This window comes from Paraburkholderia largidicola (genome assembly GCF_013426895.1).
GTDB lineage: Bacteria > Pseudomonadota > Gammaproteobacteria > Burkholderiales > Burkholderiaceae > Paraburkholderia > Paraburkholderia largidicola.
The window spans coordinates 1,610,831-1,632,052 of the sequence record NZ_AP023175.1 but is presented as its reverse complement, the minus strand read 5'-3'; the positions used below and the strand labels follow the sequence as shown (position 1 = coordinate 1,632,052).

Here is a 21,222-nt window from a genome sequence, read left to right as displayed (position 1 = left end):
ATGAACACGTTCAAACAGCCGTCGCTGGCGGCATATCTGGAAGGCGATGCGATCACGGTGGCAGAAGACGGCCGCGCAGAGGGCATCGTTCTGAATGCGCGCTGGACGCACGAAGATGGTTTGCACATCGTCGAATGGTGCAAGGGGATTTCGCCGCTGGGGCAACGGCGCGCGGTACTGGCCGCATTGCGTGCGGCGTTCGGCGCGAGCCGCGACAGCAAGTCCATCGCGCTCGATAGCGACGGGCTGCATCGCGAGGCGTACGACGCGCTGCGCCACAGCGGCGTGTTGACGGCGCAGCACCTATGCCTGCGCGATGCATGGGCGCAGCAGCCTGATCTGTGGCTCACGCGCGATGCGTCGATCCCTCACGCAGCGCTGTCTTACGCGATGACGGACGGCGCGCGGCATCCGCGGCGCGCGCCTCATGCAGACGGCGTCGTCTATGCGCGCGATGTGCCCGGGTTCGGGCATCGCCTCACGTTGCACACCGCATCCGTCGCGCAGGACCTCGAACACCTGCACGCGTGGATGAACGAGCCGCGCGTCAACGCGTTCTGGGGCGAGGCGGGCACACTCGACGCGCATCGCGCGTATCTCGAACGCGTGCTGTCGACACCGCATGTGCATCCGTTGATCGGCGCATTCGACGGCGAGCCGTTCGGTTACTTCGAAGCGTACTGGGCGAAGGAAGACCGCATTGCGCCGTTCGCGGCATCGGCGGATTTCGATCGCGGCCTGCACATGCTCGTCGGCGACACGCGCTGGCGCGGCGCTGCCTGTGTGGCCGCATGGCTACCGTCACTGGTTCATTACCTCTTTCTCGACGATCCGCGCACGCAGGCGGTGGTGTGCGAGCCGCGTCACGACAACGCTCGCATGATCGATTACCTGAAGCAGCATGGTTTTTCCAGCATCGCGCATTTCGAATTTCCGCACAAACGGGCGTTGCTGATGCGCGTGGTTCGCGAAGCGTTCTTCGATGGTCGTCATCTGTGATGGCCCGCTGCGCTTTCCGTCACACGCACGACGTTCGTCGCCACTGGTAGAAGGGAGACATTTCATGAGTCAACGAGAATACATTCACGATCTGATCGGCGTCGGCTTCGGGCCGTCTAATCTCGCGCTGGCCGTGCGCCTCGCGGAAAACGGCGGCGCGCCGGGCGCGCATTGCTTCATCGAACGGCAGCCGGAATTCGGCTGGCATCGCGGCATGCTGCTCGACGACAGCCGCATGCAGATTTCCTTCCTCAAGGATCTCGTCACGATGCGCGATCCGAAGAGCCGCTTCACATTCATCAACTATCTGTTCGAGCGTGGACGTCTGCAGGATTTCGTCAACCTGAAGAACTTCTATCCGACGCGGATCGAGTTTCATGACTATCTGCGCTGGGTCGCGAGCGCCTTCGACGATCAGGTGCATTACGGCGAGTCGGTCACGCAGATCGAGCCGGTCGCGGACGAGAGCGACCCGCGCACCGTCACGCACCTGCGCGTGCATTCGCGCGATGCGCAAGGCAAGGTGCGGCATCGGTTGACGCGTGCGTTGTCGGTCGGCATGGGTGGTGTGCCGCAGATTCCTGCCGCGTTCGCGGCCTTGCGCGACGCCGCCGTGATCCACTCGTCGAACTATCTGACGACGATCGGCAGCGTGATTGGCGACGGCAAGGGCGACACGGCGCGGCGTCGCGTTGCCGTGGTGGGCAGCGGCCAGAGCGCGGCTGAAGTGTTCATCGATCTCACGCGCCGCTTCCCGCACGTCGACGCGACGCTCGTGATGCGCGCGCCCGCATTGAAACCCGCCGACGACAGCCCGTTCGTCAATGAAATCTTCAACCCGTCGTTCACCGATCTCATCTATTCGCAGCCCAAGGACACGCGCCGCTCGCTGCTAGATACGTTCCGCGACACCAACTACTCGGTGGTGGACCGGCCGTTGATCGAGCAGATCTATGAACTGCTGTACGTGCAAAACGTGAGCGGCACGGCGCGTCATCGTCTTCTGAACAACTGTGCGATCGAGTCCGTGCGTGAAGTGCAAGGTGCGCACGGGAATGAAATCGACATGCGTCTGCGCGATCGCATGGACGGCGATGCGCGTGGCGAATGCTTCGACGCCGTCGTGCTCGCGACGGGTTATCGGCGCGATGCGCACCACGCATTGCTCGATCCACTCGCCGACGCATTGGGCAAACCCGTCGAGCAATGCGAAGTGGCGCGTGACTACCTGCTCGCGACGCCGGCGCATTTCCAGCCCCGCATCTATCTGCAAGGGTGCTGCGAAGACAGCCACGGCTTGAGCGACACGTTGCTCTCGATCCTCGCGCGCCGTGCAGATGAAATCGCCGGCTCGCTCGAAGCCGGCAACAACGACAACAGTTTCGCAGTTCAAACGCGCACAGGGGCGCAAACCGGGGTGAGCGGCGGCCGCGTGGCTTTCGCTCTTTGATAACAACAAGCGGCGCGATGCGCCGTCATCAATCTTCCGAGGTATCAGATGGAGTGGGTCAAAGGCACGCAACGGCGTGCCATTGCTGCGGCAGCCAGCATGACTTTTCTCGCAGCCGCAACGGGTCAGGCACACGCGCAACAGACGCCGGATAACCAGAACGACGCGCGAGACAGTGCCGCGACATTGCCCGCCGTGAAAGTGCAAGGCACGGCGGCGGGCGATACGGAGGGCTTCGTCGCGCATCGCACTGCGACGGCGACGAAGACGGACACGCCGCTCGATGAAGTGCCGCAGACGGTGAACGTCGTGACGGCGGCGCAAATCGAAGAGCAGGGCGCGACGTCGATCAACCAGGCGCTGCGTTACGTGCCGGGCTTCTCGTCGTACGGTGCGAGCACACGCTCGGACTGGTACACGGCGATTCGCGGCTTTACGCCGAGCGTGTTCGTGGATGGCTTGCAGGTGCCGAATACGCTGAACCTCGCGAGCTGGCGCGTCGATCCGTATCAGGTCGAAAGCATCACGGTGCTGCGCGGGCCGACGTCGGTGCTATACGGACAGGGCGACCCGGGTTCGCTCGTCGATATTCAGACCAAGCAGCCGACAGCCGAACGCATCCGCGAAATCGAATTGCAGATCGGCACGGATGCGCGCAAGCAGATCGCCATCGACCTGGGCGGCAAGATCGATAAGGACGGCACGCTGACCTATCGCTTCGTGGGCGTAGGCCGCGACGGCAACATGCCGACGGGGCCGAACGCGGATCAACGCCTGATGTTCGCGCCGTCGATCAAATGGCAGCCCACGGCCGATACCTCGTTGACGCTGTACGCGACTTATCTGCGCGACAACACGGACGTGTCGGATAACTTTCTGCCCGCGTCCGGCACGATTCTGCCGAACCCGAATGGGGTGATTTCGAACGACCTCTATACGGGCGACGGCAACTTCGCGCGTTACGACAAGCGGCAGTGGTCTGTCGGTTATCAGTTCGAGCAGCGCCTGAATCCGACGTGGACGTTCCGCCAGAACACGCGCTACATGCATCTGTCGTTGAACAACTCGACGGTGTACGGCGGTGGCCTCGATCCGACCGACCCGACGGAAGCGTCGCTGACGCGTTACGCGGGCCTGTTCCAGCCGAACTACTCGCGCTTCGACATCGACAATCAGGCACAGGCGCAATTCCAGACGGGCTCGATCGGGCATACGGTGCTGCTCGGCTTCGAATACAACCGGCAGTTGTCGACGGACAGCGAACAGCTTGCGCTGGCGCCAAGCCTGAACATGTTCAATCCCGTCTACGTTCCCGTGACGTCGGATATCTTCAGCGGACCGAATTCCTTCGGTTATAGCGATACGAAAACGAAGCTCGACAGCTTCGGCGTCTACGCGCAGGACCAGATCAAGCTGACGCCGCGCATCGTCTTCACGATTGGCGGGCGCCAGGACTGGAGCCGCAACACGACGACGGATACCGTCGCGAACACCGAGCAGCGACAGAACGATCATGCGTTCACGTATCGCGTGGGCGCCGTGTATCTCGGCGATTACGGTTTGTCGCCATACATCAGCTACGCGACGTCGTTCAATCCCGTGATCGGCGTGAACGCGGACGGCACGCCTTTCCAGCCGACGAAGGGAAAGCAGATCGAACTCGGTTTGCGCTGGCAGCCGTTCAACAAGAACCTGATGTTGAACGCGGCCATCTATCAGATCAATCAGACCAACGTTACGACGCCCGATCCGAACGATCCAACGGGAACGTTCAGCGTGCAGACGGGTGAAGTGCGCTCGCGCGGCATCGAGTTCAGCGCGGTCGGCAACGTGACGCGCGATCTGAGCATCATCGCTTCGTACGCGTATCAGGATGTGAAGAACATCAAAGCCAACGACGATTCGCTGAACAAGTGGCCCGTGGCGATTCCGTTGCCGCACCAGACGGCTTCGCTATGGGCAGACTGGACCTGGCACACGGGGCCGCTGACGGGTCTCGGCTTCGGCGCTGGCCTGCGTTACGCGAGCTATAGCGCGGGCGCGGCGGACAACTCGCTGCATGTGCCGGGCTACACCGTGTACGACGCGGCCGTGCACTACAACATCAGCAAGTGGCGTTTCGCCGTGAACGCGACGAACATTTTCAACCGCCGCTATGTGACGGGTTGCCAGAGCGCGTTCGCGTGCTTCTACGGCAACCAGCGCACGGTGCTGGCGACGGCGCGTTACGACTGGTAAGTGGTAACGCGCCACGACCATTGAATCATTTGAGGAAGGAAGACAAGCATGAACGCTCGCGTGGCCTTTGAGGAACTTGTTCCGACGCCGGACGGCTTTGCATTGTCGGCGTGGCCGCGCGATGCGGCACCCGTGCAGCTATTGCCCGCGCTCGCGGAGATCTTTTGCCGCGATGCGAAGCGACAGCAGGTGTCGCTAACCTTGCCGTTCGAACACGACGACGCGACGCACGCGTTCGTCATGCGTGCGATCCGCGAGGGTATCGTGGATACCGCGGCGCACGAAGGCTCGACACTGCGGCTCACGACGTCGCGCGCGACCTTCTGGCAGCAGCCGTCGCTGTGGCTCACGGCGCCTTCTTCTGCGGGTATGCCGGTGCGCTACACGATCCATCACAACCGCCGTCATCCCGTGCGCGCGCCGAAACCGCAAGGCACGGTGTATCGCCGCTTCATGCCGACGGTCGGTATGACCTTCACGCTGCGCACGGTCGATGTCGAGCGTGATACGGATACGTTTCACGCCTGGCAGAATCAGGATCGCGTTGCGCACTTCTGGGACTTCAAGGGCACGCGCGAGGAGCATGCGGCGTACCTGACCGAGCAGTGCGCGGACCCGCATGTGCATCCGCTGATCGGTTGCTTCGATGACGAGCCGTTTGCGTACTTCGAGGTCTATTGGGCGAAGGAAGATCGCGTTGCACCGTTCTATGACGCCGGCGATTTCGATCGCGGCCTGCATCTGCTCGTCGGCAACAGCGACTATCAGAGCGCGGGCAAGCTGCGCGCGTGGTTCAACGGCATCCTGCATTACATGTTTCTCGACGATCCACGCACGCAACGCATTGTCGGCGAGCCGCGCATCGATCACACGCGGCACATTGCCTGGATGCACCGGCTGGGCGCTTTCACGCTGAAGGAGTTCGATTTTCCGCACAAGCGTGCGGCGCTTGTGATCGTCGAGCGCGAGACGTACTTCGGGCAGTTCGGGCCTTGAGGTGTCGCGCGGCTAGACCTGCACCGACGGTATGTTCTTCATGCAGCGCAGCGCGAACATCGAGCGGCTGTGGCGAATGCCGGAGATCTTGTAGAGCTTTTCGCGCAGGAAGCGCTCGTAGCCGGCGGTGCCGTCGACGGCAACCTTGATCAGATAGTCATACTCGCCCGACACCAGATACGCTTCGAGCACTTCTGGCAGCGTCGCAAGTTCGTCGCCGAAGCGCGCCAGTGCGTTCTCGTCGTGCCGGTCGAGCGTGACTTCGATCAGCACGACATCCGCGAAGCCGAGCTTCTGCTGATCCAGCAACGCGACGTAGCCGCGGATATAGCCGTCGGCTTCCAGCTGGCGCGTGCGGTTCCAGCAAGCGGTCGTCGACATGCCGACGATCTCGGCGAGTTCGGCATTCGACAGTCGCGCGTTCTTCTGCAGCGCGCGCATGATCGCGCGGTCCTGGTTGTCCAGCGGACGATTGCGGGCTTGCATGATTGGATCCGGAAGAATGTTCGGCTTATGGCGATTCTACAGGAATAGTCTTCCGGGTTAAGGCGATCAGGGCCTGCAAACAGGAAGCCTATCCAGGAGATCAGCCGGTATATTCTTCACCATGCTTCCTTGCCCGCAACGACGGGCGGATTACCCTCCGCAGACGGGCGCCGCGTCATTCGCAAGATGACGCCGGCAGGGGCGGTCAGCGGCGAAACCCACGCCGTGCGACGCGTTCATCGGTCACGGAAGCATTCACCCCTCCGCGCTTTTCTCCCTCCTTGTGCTCCGCGCCTTTTTGAAAGCATCGACAGACGCTTTTATTACTAAAACAATCTATATTGCAGAAACAAGACCCTTCATCGCGAATCGCGATTTCCATCGGGCCTGTAGTAGACCGTGCCTGCATGCCACGTCGCATCCGATCACGGCGGTCTTCACAAGACGGCCGTGCTTCATCCAGCAGGGGGAGCCATGTCTACGTCACCGCTTTTCGATGCGCCGCACGGTCTTGGCGATTCCGCCGAACAGGCCGACTCACGTTTGCACAATCACGATCTCGCGCCCGTGCCGCACACCCGGCGGACGTGGACGGGCTATAGCATCTTCGCGATGTGGATGTCCGATGTGCATAGCGTCGGCGGCTATACGTTCGCAGCGAGCCTGTTTCTGCTCGGTATTTCCGGCTGGCAGGTGCTGACTGCACTGACGGTCGGCATTCTCGTCGTCTACGTGCTGATGAACTGGGTGGGCAAGCCGAGCTATATGCACGGCATTCCGTTCCCGGTCATGGCGCGCGTGAGCATGGGCGTGATGGGCGCGAACCTCGCAGCCGTGATTCGTGGTGTGGTCGGCATCGTCTGGTATGGCGTGCAGACTTACTTCGCTTCGAAAGCGGTTGCGACGCTGCTGGTTTTGTTCGTGCCTGCCTCGACGGCATTGCAAGGTGTCAGCTTTCTGCGCCTCGACGGTTTGGGGTGGGTGAGCTTCCTGTTCATGTGGTTCTTCCAGTTAGTGATCTTTCAGCGCGGCATGGAGACCATCCGCAAGTTCATCGATTTTTGCGGGCCGGCCGTGTATGTGGTGATGTTCGTATTGATGGCGTGGATACTTTCGCAGGCCGGGCTTGGCAGCCTGAGTCTGACGCTTGGCGGCAAAACGCTAACCGGTGCGGAGCAATTCGCGGGCATGGGCAATGCGGTGCTACTCGTCATCAGCTATTTCGCCGCGCTGCTGCTGAATTTCGGCGACTTTTCGCGCTTTGCGAAAAGCGAACATCAAATGAAAGTCGGCAACTTTTTGGGGTTACCCGTCAATTTCATCGTGTTCGCGATCATCACGGTGATCGTCACGTCGGGTAGCGCGACCGTGTTCGGATCGATGATCATGGACCCGGTGGCGATCGTCGCGCATATCCAGAATAAAGTGGCCGTCGTGATTGGCAGCGTCACGTTTATCGTGGCGACGATGGGTATCAATATCGTCGCCAATTTCGTGTCGCCCGCTTACGACATTGCGAATCTTTTCCCCAAACATGTCGATTTCAAGCGCGGCGGCCTGATCGCTTCCATTCTCGCGGTACTCGTGTGCCCGTGGATATTCGTCGACAGTCCCAAGGCCATTACGATTTTCGTCAGCGTATTTGGCGCCGTGCTTGCGCCGCTCTATGGCGTGATGATGGCCGACTTCTATTTAATCAAGAAACAGCAGGTGCAAACGGCCGAGTTGTACACGATGTCGTCGACGGGCCGTTTCTATTACGACGGTGGCTGGAACCGGGTTGGCGTCGCGGCGCTCGTGCTGTCGGGCTGCATTTCTATTGGCTGGGAATTGTGCACGCAACTACTGCACGTCCTGCCTGAAAACAACTTTGGCTGGCTGATCGGCGCGGTGGCGGGCGCGGTGCTCTACGTTGGGATGATGCGCGCTGCACGCAGAACCTGACGCAACTGAAACTGACCGCCTGGCGCTATAGCACGAATGCCGACGCATTAGCGTTATGGACCGATTTAGGCGCTAGTTTGTCTTTAGAGACCGATCGAATTATTCGATACTCAGGAGTCGATTCGTGACGTGCGATGGTGCGGCACGGCCGTTTTATGCGTGCATATCCAATCGCATATGACGGCAAGGTCACTGAATCGAAATAACTCCATACTGCTACGACTTTCGAACGGACACGAAGATGGACCGGCTTGACGCGTTAAGGCTGTTTGTCGAAATCGCCGAAGCCGGGAGCTTTTCCGCGGCCGCGCGAAAGAGCACCGTGTCGACATCGACGGTTACGCTCGCGCTGCAAAAGCTGGAAGAGGAAGTGGGCGCGCGCCTCATCATGCGCACGACGCGCCGCCTCGCTTTTACACACGAGGGGCAACGCTTTCTTGACGACGCGCGCCGCGTACTCGCCGATTGGGATGCCGCGATTCTGAGCCTGCGCGAAGACGGGCCATTGAACGGTCCGATCAGGCTGACTGCCAGCAACGACTTCGGCCGCACGCGCGTCGTGCCATTGCTCGACAAGTTCATGAGCGAGCATCCGCAGGTGCAGGTGTCGCTGATGCTGACGGATGGTCACGTCGATCTCGTCGATCAACATCTGGATCTTGCGCTGCGCAACGGGCCGCTGATCGATTCGCGGCTCAAGGCGCGGCTGTTGCTGACGGGGCCGCGCGTCGTGTGCGCCGCGCCATCGTATTGGGCGACGCACGGCAAGCCGATGCATCCGGCCCAGTTGTCTTCGCACAACTGCCTGATTCTTGCGCGGCCCGATGCGCCGTTCTCGAACTGGCCGTTCGTCGTCGATGGCAAGCAGGTCGCGGTGAGAGTGTCGGGTAACCGCGTGGCGAGCGACGGCGGCGTGTTGCGCGAATGGGCCGTGCATGGCTACGGCGTGATCCTGAAGAACCGCTGGGATATCTATCACGAGCTGATGTCGGGCAGACTGGAAACGGCGCTCGACTCGTTCATTGGCGAGCGCGTCGATCTGTTCGCGGTCTATGCGGGCGCGGTGCCGAGCCGCCGCGTCGGCACGTTCATCGACTTCATTGCGCGCGAGCTGTCCGTCGACGACACGCTCGAACTTCATCCGCTGGACAGTCTACGACCGCTTTAGCGACGCGCCCGGATTGTTCAGACTTGAACAGGTGATGCGCGACGCCGAGTTGCACCGGTTTGCAAAAGCAGGTAGCCTAACTCCGATCGCATTTGTCGGAGTGACTATGTCTCACATCAGCGCAGGCGTCGAATACGGATTGCACTGCCTGCTTTTCCTGACGGAAGCGGCGCCCGGCGGCGTGCCCGAAGCGAGCGTGCGCGATCTCGCGGAACTTCAAGGCGTGCCCGCCGACTACGTGGCGAAATTATTTACGAAATTGCATAAGGCCGGGCTGGTCATCGCGACGGAAGGGGCGAAGGGCGGTTTTGCGCTCGCGCGTCCGGCAAACCAGATTTCGGTGCTCGACGTGGTGACGGCGATCGACGGCGACAAGTCCTTGTTCGAGTGCCGTGAAGTGCGCACGCGTTGCGCAGTGTTCGGCGAGACGGCGCCGACCTGGGCGACGAGCGGCGTGTGCTCGATTCATGCCGTGATGCAGAACGCCGAGAAGCGCATGCGCGAGGCGCTGGCAACGCAATCGCTGGAGGACCTGGCGGTCCGCACGACGGCGAAGGCGCCGCGCACATATGGACCGCAAGTCGTGAAGTGGCTGGACGGCCGCACGACGGGCAGGCGCCGCGATCGTGGCGGTTCGCGCAATGGTTCGACGCCCGGCTCGCGTTCCTAAGCGACACGCTGTCTGCAGAACGAAGGCCGCAGCCTTGAAAGCTGCGGCCTTTTCGTTTTGGCCTTTGTACTGACGATTACGCCGTTTCTTGCAACTCACTGCCGACGCGTGCACGTTCCCATGTGGCCCAGTCGGCGGCCACGGCTGCCAGTTCGGCGTTCGCGCGCTTCAGCGCTTCGATGCGTGCTTCCTGATCCGAGAACTGCAACGGCTGCGCGTCGACGAAGCGCGGATCGTTGGCACCGATGAAAGCAAATGCGGCTTTGAGCGCCGGCGTCAGCGCATCCATCGACGAAAACGGGGTGCCGGGACGCAGATCGGCGCCGCGCGTCGTGATGAACAACACCTTCTGGCGATTCAGCTGGCCGACGATGTTCCCGTCGGCGCTCGTCTTGTAGGTAATGCCGGGACGCGTGGCGCTGTCGATGAACGCCTTGAACGCCGAGGGCATCGACCAGTTGTACATCGGCATTGCAAACACGAAGGCGTCGGCTTCGAGCAGGCGCTTGCAGAGCGCGTCGGAGGCGGCAAGCGTGGCGCGCATCTCGGCCGTGCGCTCGTGCTCTTCCTTGTACGTTGCAATGGCAAAGGCCTCGGTGACGTGCGGCGGCGTATCGACCGTGACGTCCAGATAGTCGACCTCGACATCCACGCCCTCGGCGCGCAGATTTTCGATGAACTGACGCGACAGGGCGCGGGAATTGGACCGTTCGCGCTTGGCGCTTGAATCGACGTGGAAAATTTTCATCTTGCTCTCCGGTAACTGCGATCAAAGTTGTCGTAGTTGTGAGGATAAGGAATTTGCTTGCAATGCGCAACGGAGAGGGCGCGCGCGGACGGACGCAGGTGTGTTTCGAAGGCTCGCAGGAAAGCGGCGCACGCCTTATGTAGCAAGGCATTACGCGCTTGTTGCGGCAACGCGGCAGAGTGATAGGGGAGAAAAACGAGATTCAGTGTTGCGCGGGACGAATGCGGTTGCGACCTTGGTCGATGCGGTCGCGACGCAGGTGTCACCGCTGTGCCGTCGCGCTATCGCGTGGGCACGCTTCGCCTAACCATTGCAAAAGTCATGCGTATGACAAAGTCACGCGAGGCCATATCAGGCCATGCGTGACGAAGGTAACGCGCCGATCAACAGCGCGCAGCACCAATATGTGGAAGCGCCAGGACTTTGCAACGTGGGGCGCTTAAGATTTGTTCAGGTTTCCCGATGCACAGAGAAACATGCATGCGAAATTAATCGAGCATGATTCCGCTCGGACAGGACGGCACAGCGGATGCCAGAATCATCCTGTCGCGGTTAGCCGGGAAATAGCTTTCGCAAGCTCTTGGTCGAAACACGGGGTCGCCGCGCCGGATCGGCATGCCCGTCAGCACGCAGAACGAGTCCATGCGTGCAAGCCCGATTCGCCATACCTGATCGGCGTAATGACCTGAGCGTGGATCGCTCCAGCATACGCTAAGCGTTTTCGACGACAGTTGTTCGAGAATGGAGATATGCGCCGGCGGTGGTTCGACCTCGACAGGCTCGAGCGCTTCAGGCGGCGGCCGCTTGGTCATGCGGAATTTCTTTTTTGGACCGTATTGTGCTTTCTTTGCTGATTCAACGGGTGTAGGCATCAGGACGCCTACCAATGCGCGTCTAACGATATCTTCTTCAACCGGACGAGTCATCATTCACCTCCGTCACAGAGTTTGGCTGGCGGCACGCTCCTTCGCGGCCGAGGTGCTGCTGCTGACGTCAACAGTGTTGTACGGTGTGGCTCGCAAGGCAGATCCAGCGACTTGCCTGCATGGCGCGCAGCGATACGCGAAACCAGGTCCCGACATCAACGCGCCGTGACTCCATATTGGACGTTCAGGCGGCCATACAGCAAGTTAAGCGTTGTTAACCGGAAAGTGCAACGTAATACTTTCCGCTTCAGGTGTCTTTCCTTAACGCACGACAAAGCCCGCTTTACACGGCGAGCATGTCGGCTTAAAGATGTATTGCCATTACTTCTTGTCCCATGTGACGAGGTCTTTATCGTTGTCGTCGGCGACAAAGATGGCAAGCAGCTTCGCAGGTTTGGTCTTGCTTGCGTTCTCGCTGACCATGTGGTGCACGCCCGGTGCTTCCGTCCAGCTTTCACCTGCGTGATACACCCGCTCTTCGCCATCGTCGACCTTGCTTCGGATCTCGCCCTGAAGCACGTAGCCGACCACGAACGCCTGACCATGACGATGCGACGGTGACACGCCGCCTGGTTTGTAGTCGACCACGATGGCCGTCATGGTCTTACCCGGCACATTTGTAATAGGCGTCTGGAACGCCGGGCTGATGTGCTCGCGCGGCCCATCGACACCATGCGCGTGCGCCGCGTGCGGCGCCGTCAATGCGATGCAGGCTGCGGCCGTGGATGCAAGAACGGTCTGAACGAAATTCACTTTAACTCTCCGAAGAATGAATGATTTGCGATGGGCTGCGCATCAGGTAACGCAAGCCCGCATCTGAAACTTCTTAACTGCGACTAAGTGAGTCGTAGTTCGGAGAGTAAACGCTTTTTTGACGGCATGCAACGAAACGTACGTTTGCACGTGCGTCATTTCCCTTTTGGCGAAATGGATTCTTGCCATCTTTGTCAAGCATGTCTAGAATTCGCGAAATTGACAAGACTGTCAAAGATGGCGCGAAAATGACCTGCAGCTGACAAAACTGCCACGCGACGCGTGGCTTCAACCGGAACCCTTTCTCATGTCCACCGATGCATCACTTCCAATCACAACTGCCAGCGGTCGAACTGCCGTATGGCGGCACATCTTCGCGGGCTTCTGCGCGAGCCTCGTCAGTATTGGGCTGGCACGCTTCGCCTATACACCGCTGATTCCGCCGCTCATTCAGGCTCACTGGTTCGCCGCATCGGACGTGGTGTATCTGGGCGCGGCGAACCTCGCCGGCTATCTGCTTGGTGCGCTGCTCGGCCGTCCTGTTGCGCACCGTCTGACGAACACGCATACGTTGCGGGCGATGATGGTGCTGGTCACAGCGACCTTTTTAGCGTGCGCGTTTCCCGTCTCGGTTGCGTGGTTCTTCTTCTGGCGGTTGCTGTCGGGCGTGGCGGGCGGAGCGATCATGGTGCTGGTCGCCGCTACGGTGCTGCCGCACGTGCCCGCGGATCGGAAGGGACTGGCGAGCGGTGCGATCTTTCTTGGCCTGGGCGTCGGCATCGCGGCATCGGGGACGATCGTCCCGCTGTTGCTCAATCTCGGCTTGCGTAACACGTGGATCGGCATCGCGATTCTCTCGGCGATTTTGACGCTGGCGACGTGGTACGCGTGGCCGTCGGCGACGAAAGCGCACGCACATTCTGCGCATGCAACTCCAACTGCGAAAGCGCACAACCCGTCGACGGTCCGCGTCCTCTACGCCGAGTACGCGTTGATGGCCGTCGGCCTCGTTCCCACTATGGTTTTCCTCGTCGATTTCATTGCGCGCGGACTTGGCGCGGGCGCGCATCTCGGCGCGGCATATTGGATTCTGTATGGCGTCGGTGCAATTTTCGGTGCGCCCGTGTATGGTCTCGTCGCGGACCGCTTAGGCGGACGCTTTGCGATCCGCGCGCTGTCGTTGTTGCAGATCGTCGTGGTCGCAGCGTTTGCGATGTCCAGCAACTACATCTTGATCGGCGTGCTGACGCTCATCATTGGTAGCTATCCGCCGGGCATCGTGCCGATGATGCTTGCGCGCATACACGAGGTCCTGCCGAACGACCATGTCGGGCAGCACAAGAGCTGGAGCCGCGCCACGACGACGTTTGCGGCATTTCAGGCGCTCGCGGGCTACACGTATTCGGCATTGTTCAATAGCAGCGGTGGCAACCATCGTCTACTCTTTGCAATTGGCGCGGTCGCGCTTGTGTTCGTCGTCGTAGTCGACTGGGTGGCGCCGTTGTTTGTACGAGAGACTGATCAAAAACAGAACAACGGATAAAACAAAAAGCCGCTGCGTGACTCATCGTTTGAAAAGCGCGCCCGATCAGGTCGTTTAGAGAGGATGACCGGGCGCTGCGCATGCGTGACGTTAACAAGGATTAACTACCGCTCACGTTTTCCGCGACCGACAATTCCTACTTCCAGTTTCGCAATGACGTGCGTGTATCGACGCGGAGGTTTCGAACGTGAAGGCAGGCGTGGACCGCTCGTTCCGGAACGCCGTGGACGTCGCCGATGCGCAGCGTCCCGAAGGCGTGCTGCCGCCGTCGTTGCAACGCGGCAGCCCCCGGCTTGCGCTCGTACCGCGTCTGCTCATTCTCGGCGTGTGCGGCTGGTCGCTGATCGAAACGCCTGCGGAGTACGATCCTTCCGCAGGCGACCTGGGCATCGCGGCCCTCGCATTGGCGAAGATTGCATGGATCGTGATCGGCCTGGCGGCCGCGCGTGGAATGAAGCGCGCGCAGTGGATCTTTTCGTTTCTGTGCGGGCTGAGTCTCGTCGCCATCGTGCCGGGCCTGCCCATCGAGCTGAACGAATCGGCATGGATCTTTACGCAATCGCTCGTCGAGTGTGTGCTCAAGGCGGGTGCTCTGCTCGCATTGGGGCTGTCGCGCGTCACGCGCCCAGCGGCGATCGATGTCGCGTCATGGCATGACGACGACGGAAGCATCCAGCGGCCTTAGAAAGAGAGTAAAAAGCCTTCCTGGCACTGCATTTCGCAGATGCTCTGCCTCCACGTCTAGACAGACATCGGCCTCTTGAACAGATCACGCGCAATCGAGCAGAACAAATCTGTCGTTGCGCTTTGATCCTGCAAACGCCGGCTCATGATGATCGGCGACGACACATTCGTTTCCTCGATCGACCGATAGGTCACGCCGCGCGCCCGCAAACCCCGCACGCTTTCGGGCACGAGACACACGCCCACTTGAGCGGCGACGAGCCCCAAGGCGGTTTGCAGTTCTCGTACCTCATGAATGGCGGCCGGTTCGACGGCATGGTCGCGGAACGCGGACAACTGTTGATCCGCGTAGCTCGGGCGCGGCGTCGACGGATAGATGATCAGCGTTTCTTTCGACAGCGCATCGAGCGTCAGTTGCGCGGCGTCGGCGAGCGCATGGCCCGCGGGCAATGCGGCAATCAACGGCTCTTCGACGAGCACTTCGCGCGCCAGTTGCGATTCGTCGAAACGCAGCCGGCCAAAGCCCACGTCGATGCGTCCGCCCTTGAGCGCGCTCAACTGCTCGATCGTGAACATCTCGATCAGCGAAATCTGGATCAGCGGCGCGGCTTCCCGGAACGCGCGGATCACGTCAGGCAGTGGGCCATACAGCGTGGACGGCACGAAGCCGATCACGATGCGCTCCGCGAGTTGCGCGAGCCGCCGCGTGAGCGGCAGCAACTCATCGCTTTCTTCAAGCAGGCGCTTGGCCTGCACATAAAACACGCGCCCGGCTTCCGTCAGCTTGAGCGGGCGCGCGCCGCGTTCGAACAGCGCGAGCCCCACGCTGTCTTCGATCTGCTGGATCTGCCGCGAGAGCGGCGGCTGCGTCATGTTCAGGCGTTCGGCGGCCCGGGTGAAGTTCCTTTCCTCGGCGACCGCCACGAAATAGCGAAGTTGGCGCAGTTCCATCTATGCCCTGAAGGTATGGAAATAGACTTAATCGGTCTTGGACGGATTCTGCCGGCGCCCCTAGTATGGGCACATCAGCAGGAGAGCCGTATGATACCAAGCGCCGTTCAGATACAAGCTGTAGAGACTATTCTCGTCGATGTTCCGACGATTCGCCCGCACCGCCTGTCGGTCGCCACGATGAATTGCCAGGCCCTCGTGCTGGTCCGCATTCAATGCGCGGATGGTATAACGGGCTGGGGCGAGGCGACCACGATCGGTGGCCTTGCGTACGGGGAGGAAAGCCCCGAAAGCATCAAGACCAACATCGACACCTATTTTGCGCCGCTGCTCAAGGGCATGGACGCGACCCGTCCCGGCCAGGCGATGGCGAAGCTGCGCGAATGCTTCCAGGGCAACCGCTTTGCGAAGTGCGCGATCGAAACAGCGTTGTTCGACGCGCAGGCACAGCGTTTCGGCGTGCAGCTATCCGAGTTGTTCGGCGGCCGCGTGACGGATTCCGTCGAAGTCGCATGGACGCTGGCGAGCGGCGACACGGGCCGCGATATCGACGAAGCGCATCAGATGCTGGAAATGAAGCGGCACCGCGTGTTCAAGCTGAAGATCGGCACGCGTGCGCCGGCCGAGGACATCGCGCACGTCGCCGCGATCAAGGCGGCCGTGGGCGACCGTGCCGAAGTGCGCGTGGACGTGAATCAGGCGTGGAGCCAGGCGGAAGCGCTATGGGCAAGCGAACGCCTCGCGGACGCGGGCTGCAATCTGATCGAGCAACCCATTGCTGCCGACGACCGCCGTGGTCTCAAGCGTCTCACGCATCGCTCGAAAGTGCCCATCATGGCCGACGAAGCGCTGCATGGTCCCGTCGATGCATTCGATGTCGCCAGCGCACATGCAGCCGATGTCTTCGCCGTGAAGATCGCGCAATCGGGCGGCCTGACGGGCGCGGCGAGCGTGGCCGCGATTGCGCTTGCCGCGGGCGTCGACCTGTACGGCGGCACGATGCTGGAAGGCGCGGTCGGCACGATCGCTTCCGCGCAACTGTTCAGCACGTTCCGCGAACTGAAGTGGGGCACCGAACTGTTCGGACCGCTGCTTCTCACGCAAGAAATTCTCACCGAGCCGCTGCGCTACGAGAACTTCTCGTTGCAATTGCCGCAAGGCCCGGGACTCGGTATTCAACTCGACCTCGACAAGATCGGGAGACTGCGCCGCGACTCGAAGCACGGCGCGAGTGTAGTCAAAGGTTAGCTATGGCGGTGCTGAATCCGCAGCGCCCTAAGCACATTTGGCATCGTCATCAGTGATTGGACTAAAAGGAGACATCCCCATGGACATCAAAACCATCGACGCCCTGTTGAACAAGATCAACGAAAGCGCGACGCACGAAGGCAACGCCCGCACGAAGCAGGTAGTCAACCGCATCATCCGCGATCTGTTCATCACGATCGACGAACTCGACGTGACGCCGAATGAGTTCTGGTCCGCGCTCAACTACCTCGGCGAAGCGGGTCAAAGCGGCGAACTGGGTTTGCTGGCAGCAGGTCTCGGGTTCGAGCATTTCCTCGACGTGCGTCTCGACGAAGCGGAAACGAAGGCTGGCCTCGCGGGCGGCACGCCGCGCACGATCGAAGGTCCGCTGTACGTGGCGGGCGCGCCGGAGTCGACGGGTCATGCGCGTCTCGACAACGGCAATGAGCCGGGCGAAACGCTCGTGATGCGCGGCCGTGTGCTCGGCGAAGACGGTCAACCGGTGCGCGGCGCGCTGGTCGAAGTGTGGCACGCGAACCATCTGGGCAACTACTCGCACTTCGACAAGTCGCAAGCCGAATTCAACCTGCGCCGCTCGATTCGCACCGACGAAAACGGCACGTACAGCTTCCGCAGCGTGGTGCCGATCGGCTATAGCGTGCCGCCGGAAGGCAAGACGCAGCAACTGCTCGATCTGCTCGGCCGTCACGGTCATCGCCCGGCGCATATCCACTTCTTCGTGTCGGCGCCCGGTCATCGCAAGCTGACGACGCAGATCAACATCGAAGGCGATCCGTATCTGTGGGACGACTTCGCGTTCGCCACACGCGAAGGTCTCGTGCCCGCCGTCAAGAAGGAAGAAGGTGCAACGGGCAAGCCTTATGGTATCGACGGCCAGTTCGCGTTGATCGACTTCGACTTCAGCCTCGTCAAGGAACGCAACAACGTGCCGACGAGCGAAGTGGAACGCGTGCGCGCCTGATATCAGCGGTATCGATGCAAGTGCATGAATGCGGCCGCCACTCGACGTGGCCGCATTGTTTGAAAGCGCGGCATGCAGTCACAGCCGCGCACTCGCAATGAATCTACAGGGAGTCCACGAATGCTATTTCACGTGAAGATGGTCGTTAAGCTGCCGCCCGATATGCCCGTCGAGCGCGCCAATGAATTGAAGGCCACCGAAAAGGCCATGGCGCAGCGTCTGCAAAAGGAAGGCATCTGGCGGCATCTCTGGCGCATTGCGGGCCTGTACGCGAATTTCAGCGTGTTCGACGTGGAAAGCCCCGCGCAACTCAATGACATCCTCATGCAGCTGCCGCTTTATCCGTATATGGAAGTGACGGTGGATGCGATGTGCCGCCATCCTTCGTCGATTCACGAAGACGATCGCTAGGCGCTCACGCAAATAAAAAAAGGAAGAGACGCGGAGTACCGTCTCTTCCAAAACACTACCAGGGTAGCCCAACAGACAACAACAACTACAGCAAAAAAACGCTATATCAGTCGAGTGCGGAAGCGGGACCGAAGAACTCATAACGGCTCTGCTTTTCCGGCACGCCAATCGCCTTCAGATGGCGCTTCACTGCCTTCATGAACGGCTTCGGTCCGAGGAAATACACATCGACATCACGGGTGGCCGGCAGCCATTCGATCAGGCGCGCTTCGTCGATATAACCTTCCGCGTGATGCGCGTCGTCGTCCTGACGCGGCTTCTCATATACATAGAAGCGCTTCAGTTGCGGATGACGTGCCGCCAGTTCGTCGATGTGGTCGCGGAACGCATGCACGCCACCGTCTCGCGCGGCGTGAATGAAGTGAATGGGACGCGACGTTTGCAGTGCGGCATTGAGCATCGCGAGCGTCGGCGTAATGCCGACCCCGCCGCTGATCAGCACGAGCGGCTTGTCGTTGTGCTCCAGTGTGAAATCGCCCGACGGCGTGAGCAGATTCAGCGTCGCGCCTTCATTCACCGAGTCGTGCAGATAATTCGACGCCTTGCCGTTCGGCTCGCGCTTCACGCTGATCCGATATTCGCGGCCGTTTGCCGCAGCCGACAGTGAATAGTTGCGGCGAATTTCTTCTCCATCGACGATCAGTTTCAGGCCAATGTACTGGCCCGGATGGAATTCGAGCAGCTCGCCGCCGTCGGCGGGACGCAGATAGAACGACGTGATTTCGTCGCTCTCCTTGACCTTGCGCGCCACGACGAACGGGCGCGTGCCACGCCAGCCGCCCGTCGCGGTTTCCTTCTCGACATACACCTTTTCTTCGAGGCCGATCAGCAGATCGGCCAGTTGCTGATACGCGGCGCCCCACGCTTCGATCACGGCATCCGTAGCGATTTCCGCTCCGAGCACTTCGCGGATCGCGCGCAGCAGACATGCGCCGACGATCGGATAATGCTCGGGCAGGATGTTGAGCGCGACGTGCTTGTTGACGATTTGCGAAACCAGTCCGCCGAGTTGTTCGAGTTGATCGATATGACGCGCGTACATCAGCACGGCATTTGCGAGCGCGCGCGGCTGATCGCCCGATTGCTGGTGCGCCTGGTTGAACAGCGGGCGCACACTCGGGTACTCCGCCAGCATGGTCTGGTAGAAGTGCGTCGTGAGCGCTTCGCCGCCGCTTTCGAGCAGCGGAACAGTTGCCTTGACGATTGCGCGATGTTCGGCTGACAGCATGAGTTGATTCCTCGCAGTTGGGGTGAGTGGGGGTCCCGCGCGAATTCGGCGGGCTTCGGGTAATCTCTTATGCATCTATCGGGCCAGCTTCAAACAACCGTAAAATCAGCAGCTTAGAAACATCAGACGTGAATATGACAAGGGTTAAAACGACCTCGTCCGAGGTTAAACTGACTGCATCCGAGGTGCTCGACGCGCTGATTCCGCTGGTCGAAGACCTGTCGCGCGACCTGCCGGAGCGCGAGCGCTATCGCCGTCTTCTGACGACGCTGCGCACGCTTTTCCCCGGCGATGCAGCGGCCCTGTTGCGTCTCGATGAAGACACCCTCGTGCCGCTCGCCATCGACGGCCTGTCCAGCGACACGCTCGGCCGCCGCTTTCGTGTGAGCGACCATCCGCGATTCGAAGCGCTGCTGTCGAGTGAAGAGCCCACGCGCTTTCCCGCCGCCTCCGATTTGCCCGACCCCTACGACGGCCTCGTGCAGGGCGTGAGCGGCCATCTGGAAGTGCACGACTGTCTCGGCTGTCCGCTGCTGATCGGCGGCAGGCCGTGGGGTCTGCTGACGCTGGACTCGCTCGACCCCGAGCGTTTCGACAGCATCGATATGAACACGCTGCAGGCGTTCTTGAGCCTCGCGGCGGCGACGGTGAGCGTCGCGGAGCGCATCGATACGCTCGAACGCAACACCGAAGAAGAACGTCAGCGCGCCGAGGCGTACCGCCAGGCAAGCGGACAGAGCAGCCGCGAGCTGATCGGCAGCAGCGCGGCGCATCAGCAGCTGGTCAACGAAATCCGCGTGGTCGCGAACAGCGAGCTGACCGTGCTCGTGACGGGCGAAACGGGCGTCGGCAAGGAGCTGGTCGCGAACGCGATTCACACCGGCTCGCCGCGCGCGAACAAGCCGATGATCAGCCTGAACTGCGCTGCGCTGCCGGACACGCTGGTGGAAAGCGAACTGTTCGGGCACGTGCGCGGCGCGTTCTCGGGCGCGTCGTCGGACCGGCGCGGCAAGTTCGAGCTTGCCGACGGCGGCACGCTGTTCCTGGATGAGGTCGGCGAGTTGCCGGTCGGCGTGCAGGCCAAGCTGCTGCGCGTGTTGCAGAACGGGCAGTTGCAGCGGATCGGCTCGGATAGCGAGCACAAGGTGGACGTGCGGCTCATTGCCGCGACCAATCGCGATCTCGCCGAAGAGGTGCGCGCAGGGCGTTTTCGCGCGGACCTGTATCACCGGCTGAGCGTGTACCCCTTGCGCGTGCCGCCGCTGCGCGAGCGCGGGCGCGATGTGTTGCTGCTCGCGGGCTATTTCCTGGAAGAGAACCGGGCGCGGCTCGGGCTGCTCAGCATCCGGCTCGGCCACGACGCGCAAACCGCGCTGCTGGCGTACAACTGGCCGGGCAACGTGCGCGAGCTCGAGCATATGATCGGCCGCAGCGCGTTCAAGGCGCTGTCGCGTCATCGCGAGCGGCCGCGCATTCTCACGCTGACGGCGGCGGATCTGGGCATGTCGGCGAACAATGGCGGCGAAGTGTCAGCGGCTGCGTCCCTTTCGGCGTCGACGGGCGCCGACGAAGCAGGCGCGACCGACTTCCGCAGCGCCGTCACCGCCTACGAGCGCACGCTCGTCAGCGATGCGCTGGAACGCAACAACCACAACTGGGCGGCCGTCGCGCGCTCGCTCGGCATGGACCGCGCGAACCTCAACCGGCTCGCGAGGCGTCTTGGCCTGAAATAACCCA

Annotated in this window: 19 protein-coding genes; 13 read left to right on the top strand and 6 right to left on the bottom strand. The window is 61.3% G+C overall.

All coding sequences use genetic code 11. From position 1 onward, the window contains the following. The 4 genes from PPGU16_RS23980 to PPGU16_RS23965 all read left to right on the top strand — a co-directional run bounded on the left by PPGU16_RS23980 (nt 1) and on the right by PPGU16_RS23965 (nt 5,683). Nucleotides 1–999, top strand: a complete 999-nt coding sequence (locus tag PPGU16_RS23980; RefSeq protein WP_243460606.1) for a GNAT family N-acetyltransferase — start codon at nt 1–3, stop codon at nt 997–999. 64 nt (nt 1,000–1,063) lie between these two features. Then, nucleotides 1,064–2,449, top strand: a complete 1,386-nt coding sequence (locus tag PPGU16_RS23975) for a lysine N(6)-hydroxylase/L-ornithine N(5)-oxygenase family protein (protein WP_180722898.1) — start codon at nt 1,064–1,066, stop codon at nt 2,447–2,449. Nucleotides 2,450–2,497: 48 nt separating this feature from the next. Next, complete coding sequence (locus tag PPGU16_RS23970; protein WP_180722897.1) at nt 2,498–4,687, top strand: TonB-dependent siderophore receptor; 2,190 nt, start codon at nt 2,498–2,500, stop codon at nt 4,685–4,687. Nucleotides 4,688–4,735: 48 nt separating this feature from the next. Further along, the gene (locus PPGU16_RS23965) at nt 4,736–5,683 is read left to right on the top strand and encodes a GNAT family N-acetyltransferase (protein WP_180722896.1); all 948 of its coding nucleotides are present in this window, start codon (nt 4,736–4,738) and stop codon (nt 5,681–5,683) included. A gap of 12 nt (nt 5,684–5,695) precedes the next feature. On the opposite strand, the gene PPGU16_RS23960 is transcribed toward PPGU16_RS23965, so the two are convergent. Further along, on the bottom strand, nt 5,696–6,169 hold the full coding sequence (locus tag PPGU16_RS23960; RefSeq protein WP_180722895.1) for an Lrp/AsnC family transcriptional regulator: 474 nt from the start codon (nt 6,167–6,169) through the stop codon (nt 5,696–5,698). A 474-nt stretch (nt 6,170–6,643) separates the two neighbouring features. Between PPGU16_RS23960 and PPGU16_RS23955 the strand changes: the two genes are divergently transcribed. The 3 genes from PPGU16_RS23955 (at nt 6,644) to PPGU16_RS23945 (ending at nt 9,951) form a co-directional block, all read left to right on the top strand. Further along, entirely contained in the window at nt 6,644–8,113 is a 1,470-nt protein-coding gene (locus PPGU16_RS23955) for an NCS1 family nucleobase:cation symporter-1 (RefSeq protein WP_180722894.1), read from the top strand. A gap of 241 nt (nt 8,114–8,354) precedes the next feature. Further along, entirely contained in the window at nt 8,355–9,281 is a 927-nt protein-coding gene (locus PPGU16_RS23950; RefSeq protein ID WP_180722893.1) for a LysR family transcriptional regulator, read from the top strand. Between the two features lie 106 nt (nt 9,282–9,387). Further along, nucleotides 9,388–9,951, top strand: coding sequence for an RrF2 family transcriptional regulator (locus PPGU16_RS23945; protein WP_180722892.1), 564 nt, complete (start codon nt 9,388–9,390; stop codon nt 9,949–9,951). 76 nt (nt 9,952–10,027) lie between these two features. On the opposite strand, the gene PPGU16_RS23940 is transcribed toward PPGU16_RS23945, so the two are convergent. From PPGU16_RS23940 to PPGU16_RS23930, 3 genes are all read right to left on the bottom strand, one after another. Beyond that, complete coding sequence (locus PPGU16_RS23940; RefSeq protein ID WP_180722891.1) at nt 10,028–10,699, bottom strand: FMN-dependent NADH-azoreductase; 672 nt, start codon at nt 10,697–10,699, stop codon at nt 10,028–10,030. Between the two features lie 488 nt (nt 10,700–11,187). Continuing rightward, nucleotides 11,188–11,628, bottom strand: a complete 441-nt coding sequence (locus PPGU16_RS23935) for a DUF3331 domain-containing protein (protein WP_180722890.1) — start codon at nt 11,626–11,628, stop codon at nt 11,188–11,190. 318 nt (nt 11,629–11,946) lie between these two features. Next, nucleotides 11,947–12,378 (bottom strand): cupin domain-containing protein, encoded by a 432-nt coding sequence (locus PPGU16_RS23930; RefSeq protein WP_180722889.1) that lies wholly within the window; start codon nt 12,376–12,378, stop codon nt 11,947–11,949. Nucleotides 12,379–12,685: 307 nt separating this feature from the next. On the opposite strand from PPGU16_RS23930, the gene PPGU16_RS23925 reads away from it, so the two are divergent. Together PPGU16_RS23925 and PPGU16_RS23920 are read left to right on the top strand one after the other, a co-directional pair. After that, on the top strand, nt 12,686–13,921 hold the full coding sequence (locus PPGU16_RS23925) for a YbfB/YjiJ family MFS transporter (protein WP_180722888.1): 1,236 nt from the start codon (nt 12,686–12,688) through the stop codon (nt 13,919–13,921). A 187-nt stretch (nt 13,922–14,108) separates the two neighbouring features. Beyond that, entirely contained in the window at nt 14,109–14,606 is a 498-nt protein-coding gene (locus tag PPGU16_RS23920; RefSeq protein ID WP_180722887.1) for a hypothetical protein, read from the top strand. Between the two features lie 56 nt (nt 14,607–14,662). Here PPGU16_RS23920 and PPGU16_RS23915 read toward each other — a convergent pair whose 3' ends face one another. Next, complete coding sequence (locus PPGU16_RS23915) at nt 14,663–15,556, bottom strand: LysR family transcriptional regulator (protein WP_180722886.1); 894 nt, start codon at nt 15,554–15,556, stop codon at nt 14,663–14,665. 90 nt (nt 15,557–15,646) lie between these two features. Here PPGU16_RS23915 and PPGU16_RS23910 point away from each other — a divergent pair, with 90 nt between their 5' ends. The 3 genes from PPGU16_RS23910 to catC all read left to right on the top strand — a co-directional run bounded on the left by PPGU16_RS23910 (nt 15,647) and on the right by catC (nt 18,197). Continuing rightward, nucleotides 15,647–16,804 carry a muconate/chloromuconate family cycloisomerase gene (locus PPGU16_RS23910; RefSeq protein WP_180722885.1) on the top strand — a complete coding sequence of 386 codons (1,158 nt, stop codon included), beginning with the start codon at nt 15,647–15,649 and terminating at the stop codon, nt 16,802–16,804. 79 nt (nt 16,805–16,883) lie between these two features. Then, entirely contained in the window at nt 16,884–17,786 is a 903-nt protein-coding gene (catA, locus tag PPGU16_RS23905; protein WP_180722884.1) for a catechol 1,2-dioxygenase, read from the top strand. A 120-nt stretch (nt 17,787–17,906) separates the two neighbouring features. Further along, the gene (catC, locus tag PPGU16_RS23900; protein ID WP_180722883.1) at nt 17,907–18,197 is read left to right on the top strand and encodes a muconolactone Delta-isomerase; all 291 of its coding nucleotides are present in this window, start codon (nt 17,907–17,909) and stop codon (nt 18,195–18,197) included. Between the two features lie 106 nt (nt 18,198–18,303). Here the strand turns inward: catC and hmpA are convergent, their stop codons facing one another. Then, entirely contained in the window at nt 18,304–19,485 is a 1,182-nt protein-coding gene (gene hmpA / locus PPGU16_RS23895) for an NO-inducible flavohemoprotein (protein WP_180722882.1), read from the bottom strand. 134 nt (nt 19,486–19,619) lie between these two features. On the opposite strand from hmpA, the gene norR reads away from it, so the two are divergent. Then, complete coding sequence (gene norR, locus PPGU16_RS23890; protein WP_180722881.1) at nt 19,620–21,218, top strand: nitric oxide reductase transcriptional regulator NorR; 1,599 nt, start codon at nt 19,620–19,622, stop codon at nt 21,216–21,218. Nucleotides 21,219–21,222: the final 4 nt, after the last annotated feature.